This is a genomic window from Atopobium sp. ICM42b (genome assembly GCA_000564995.1).
Taxonomy (GTDB): domain Bacteria; phylum Actinomycetota; class Coriobacteriia; order Coriobacteriales; family Atopobiaceae; genus Lancefieldella.
The window spans coordinates 1-4,323 of sequence record JDFH01000032.1; the positions used below are offsets into that span (position 1 = coordinate 1).

General features: G+C 50.1%; 4 protein-coding genes. 3 read left to right on the forward strand and 1 reads right to left on the reverse strand.

The genetic code is table 11. The features are described 5' to 3' along the window. Window positions 1-460: 460 nt before the first annotated feature. Window positions 461-1,600 carry a helix-turn-helix domain-containing protein gene (locus HMPREF1493_RS06680; protein WP_035428861.1) on the reverse strand — a complete coding sequence of 380 codons (1,140 nt, stop codon included), beginning with the start codon at window positions 1,598-1,600 and terminating at the stop codon, window positions 461-463. A gap of 349 nt (window positions 1,601-1,949) precedes the next feature. On the opposite strand from HMPREF1493_RS06680, the gene HMPREF1493_RS07110 reads away from it, so the two are divergent. The 3 genes from HMPREF1493_RS07110 (at window position 1,950) to HMPREF1493_RS06695 (ending at window position 4,148) form a co-directional block, all read left to right on the forward strand. After that, window positions 1,950-2,558 carry a hypothetical protein gene (locus HMPREF1493_RS07110; RefSeq protein ID WP_198013774.1) on the forward strand — a complete coding sequence of 203 codons (609 nt, stop codon included), beginning with the start codon at window positions 1,950-1,952 and terminating at the stop codon, window positions 2,556-2,558. Window positions 2,559-2,703: 145 nt separating this feature from the next. Continuing rightward, the gene (locus HMPREF1493_RS06690) at window positions 2,704-3,660 is read left to right on the forward strand and encodes a patatin-like phospholipase family protein (protein ID WP_084058384.1); all 957 of its coding nucleotides are present in this window, start codon (window positions 2,704-2,706) and stop codon (window positions 3,658-3,660) included. 92 nt (window positions 3,661-3,752) lie between these two features. Continuing rightward, complete coding sequence (locus tag HMPREF1493_RS06695; protein WP_035428867.1) at window positions 3,753-4,148, forward strand: hypothetical protein; 396 nt, start codon at window positions 3,753-3,755, stop codon at window positions 4,146-4,148. Window positions 4,149-4,323 lie beyond the last annotated feature (175 nt).

Below are 4,323 nucleotides of genomic sequence, written 5' to 3' on the forward strand. Positions count from 1 at the left end.
AAAGTTGCAACTGATTTTGGACCTTGTAGCTGCGCCTTATTTCTGCAAAGAATCTGTAACTTTTGCCTGAAAACGTAAAAGAATCGGTGGATTCTGCCTAATTTCTACAAAGAATCTGTGTCCCAAACACAGATTCTTTGTACTTTTTAGGCAGACTTTAAAGCGTGCCTAAGGTTACCCTTCCATGAGCGCTCTCATGGAACCTGATTTTCTCGCTAAGTCTGAACGATTTGCCGGAAAAGTGCACCATATCTGAGTGGTTTTGCCGGTTTCTCTCATCATGTCTGAGTAAATTTACTCAGACATGATGCAGTTTTCAGGCTCAAAGGAACCTTCGCCAAGCTATACGCAAAGAGCTCGGCCTGTCGAGAAGACCGAGCTCTTGCGAGTCGCACCTGACCAGCGCCTCCGACCTGCGTGTCTGCCGTGCGTCCGAGCGATCGCGATCTGACGGTCGCGCTTACTTTTTCTTCAGAGCGTTCAGGATGCTGATGATGATGTGGTAGAGGAGCGCGGAAACAGGCCAGATAATCCAGGAACTTTTCCAGTCCTTGGTGATGAAGCTATAGCCCACGTACAGCAAGGTAATGGTGCCAAAATACGCCCTGGCAATTGGCCTGTACTTCAATGCTGCGGATTTGGAGTCTCTCTTGTTGCTTTTCTCGTCGTGAGAGAAATCGCCTTCCTGGAGAAGAACCCTATAGCCATCTCTGATGATTCCCGAGTAAACCAGCAGGTAAACGCCAAGAGAAACCAGAATTGCTGCCACGAAGAAGCCAAGGGCAAAGATGAGGCCAGTCCCATAGTACGAGGCAATAAGGAAGGGGATTGCGCTCAGGATGGTAAGGCAGACGCCGGCGGCTTGTTGCATGTAGCGCAACGATTCGGTTGACTCGGCGCGTCTACGAACGGCGGCTTCGACACCGTACTGGAGCTCGAGAGAGGCCTCCTTGAGCTGCTTAAACTTCGCGAGCTTCATGTCCTGGAGAATCAGCAGGCCAACGCCCGCAGCAATGAAGAGCATCATGATGCAAATGCCTGCGATACCCATCGCATCTGGAGAAATGTGCATCGGATCAAAGTAAAGCGCGTCTTCGCTGTATGTTGCAAGCGAGACAAGAAGCGCGGGCCCCAGGATAAAGAGGGTAATTGCACCTGCCGTGGGGCGAGAAGTTCGTGCGATTGCATCCAGGTATTCGGTGGCTGTGTCGAGAGAAACGCTGAGCTTCGGTGCCACAGTTTTGCTGGTAGATGCGTTGTCAGTGGAAGATTCGCCAACGGTGCCGCCGTCAGTGCTGTCCGTGGTGCTGCCTACGGTGCTTGCGGCAGCGGGATCCGAAGAGTCAACCTGCCCCGAAGAGGCCGCATAATCAACAGCGATGGCAGTGGCTGGAAGCTCTTCAAGCTCGTCTTTGAGCAGGTAGTCTGTGGAAACGCCAAAGAGCTCGCTCATAGCCATAATCTTTTGAATATCAGGCATGGAAGCCATAGACTCCCATTTAGAAACTGACTGCCTCGAAACGCCAAGCTGTTGTGCAAGCTCTTCTTGTGACCAACCATTACGCTTTCTGAGGCTCATGATTTTCTCGCTCAGTAACACGGCTATTCCTTTCTGTTGGTGATGTGGTGGGATTCACATGTGATGGCTATTACTCTAAAAATTGCCTTGATTGCACACCACCAAGTTGAGTTGGAAATTTGTCAACTCTGAGTTGCGTAATAGTTTACCTGCAGAAATGTTATCAAATTTTGGAAAAATAGTTTTAAAGGTCGTTCAAATTTTTTGTGCGTTCACGGAATATGTCGACCGGAGGCGACATTTGTTCAGTATGTATATGATAGTATCTGCTTACGGAGAAACTAAATAATCCATATCAGAAAGGAATGCGCTAAAAATTTTTGTGTATCTGATCACCCGTCTGGTGCATAAAAATTTGCGCAAAAGCCACATGAAGAACTTAAAGGTATGCATAGCTTCATCTGCTCTTGTAGCCGCGCTGGCACTTGCTCCAGCATCTGCGCTGGCAGAGGGCACAACGCCTGCTCCTACAAGCACCACCGGTGCTACTGCTACTACTGGCATAACTCCTATTCCTGCACCAACCAGAGAGGAGCTCATGGATCCAACGAATAATCCATATGCTCCTGAGGAAGCATACTTCCTTCCTGATATCACTAACCCAATTCCAGACGGATTTATGGTTGGTAACGCTGACGGTGAGACCATCATTGATAACGGCGATGGCACTGTTACCGTTAAGGGCCACTGGGTTACAGCAGAGCCATTCGATGAGGTTATTTCTGTCTACTTTGTGCGTATCCCTGACCCAGCCCCTAATCCAGATCCAACTCCAACTCCAACCCCCGATCCAACTCCAACTCCAACCCCCGATCCAACTCCAGCACCAGAGCCAGAGCCTGCACCAGCACCTGCACCAACACCAGCGAAGAAGTCCGTACTTCCTGCAACTGGTATTGCAGATGTTGCAGTTCCAGCTTCTGTTCTTGCAGTAAGCGGCCTTGGTTTTGTTGCTTCTTCTCGTAAGGTTCGCAAGTAAAAAGAATCCGCGGCTTTGCTGCGCGTAGCACGCATATTGCATCACTAAAGTGCCTGATATTCGGGCACTTTTTTTGTGTGGAAAACCAGTTGGGCGTCCGAGCAGAAATTGGGTACACTCTGAGTAACAAAGTTCGGAGGTTGTTATGGAAGACCAGCAGCAGAAATTCTCGCAGATAGATGGCGTGGAACAGACACCCGTGCACTCATCATCGACTGCGCTTGTGCTAGAGGGAGGCAGCTATCGAGGCATTTTTACCGCTGGAATCCTTGATGTGCTTCGCGAGAAGGGCGTCACTAACTTTGAGAGCGTGTGGGGAGTTTCCGCGGGCGCTATCAACGCCGTAAGCTTCAGGTCCAAGCAGATGGGCCGCGCCATGCGCATTATGCTGGCCTTTAGGGACGACCCTCGCTTTCTTTCTCTCCGCTCACTGATTACTACTGGCGACATTGCGGGTGCGGATTTTATGTTCGATGAGATCCAAAACCATTTGGACCCCTGCGATAACGACGCGTTCAATCAAAATCCCATGCAGATGTACGCGGTGGCGTCCGACGTTACGTTTGGCACGCCGGCGTATCTGCACGTAAAAAAGTTTCCGGAAGACGTGACCATGGTCCGAGCGTCCGCGTCGATGCCAACGGTTTCTCGCATGGTTGAGCTGGATGGACATCGTTATTTGGACGGTGGAACTACCGATTCCATTCCGTTTGCAGCCGCGCTTGGTCTGCCCGACGGCAAAGCGGAACGCGCGGTTGACATTCCCGACCACAAGCCGGCAAAGAAAGCGCTGGTCATTATCACGCAGGATAGGGATTTCGTAAAAACCGACGTCAACGAGCAGATCGCTATCCGCTCACAGCTCTACTCCGCGTATCCATACTTTGAAGCCGCATTGGCTTCTCGCGCCGAGCGCTACATGGATCAGCGCAAACAGCTCTTTGAACTGGAAGAAGAGGGTAGAGTGCTGGTGCTTCTGCCGCCCGAGCCAGTTGAAGTTAAAGTTAACGAGAAGTCCGGTGAAGCCCTACTGTCTCTGTACCTGACAGGTCGCCAAGTCGCACTTGATCGCCTCGAAGAGATTAAAAGTTTTATCGAGTAGACTTTTGTATTAATCGAGCTCCAAAATCTACAACGTATGCCCTGAACGCGAAGCGAAAATTGATACGGAAAGAGTTTGTTTTGAAGACGCCCATGAATAAGTTTTTGAAGGTAATGTTTGCGCTGGTTATCGTCGCGATGACTGGTGCGGCGATTCTGCAAATTGTCGCTCCCGAGTACATGGGAAGCAATGCCGCTTATGGTATTTCGACCGGTTGGCAGCGAGAGATTGGTTTTTGGAATCTCGCGGTGCTCATCATTTTGGTTACCACGTGTTTCCACTACGATTGGGTCTATCTACGTGCGATTTTGCTCGCGCTGATTCTGGGTGGTATCGGAATTGGAACCAATCATTTCATTCATTTTTTAAGCGCTCACGAGTCGGTAAATTTGGTTGGTGCTATCGAGAATTACGTTCTTGCAGTTGGTTGGATGATCGGCTGGAAGCTTGAATGTAACCGCAGAAAAACTGTGGGCGCCACTGAGTAACTGCGGAAAGACCGCGCACGTTTTTGCATGACAACGCTCCGAACGAGACGTTATGCGCGCGACGTTATGCGCGCCTGATTTTCTCGTCATGTCTGAATTCTTTGCCGGAAAAGCACGCCATGTCTGAGTGGTTTTGCCGGTTTTTCTCGCCATGTCTGAGTAAATTTACTCAGAC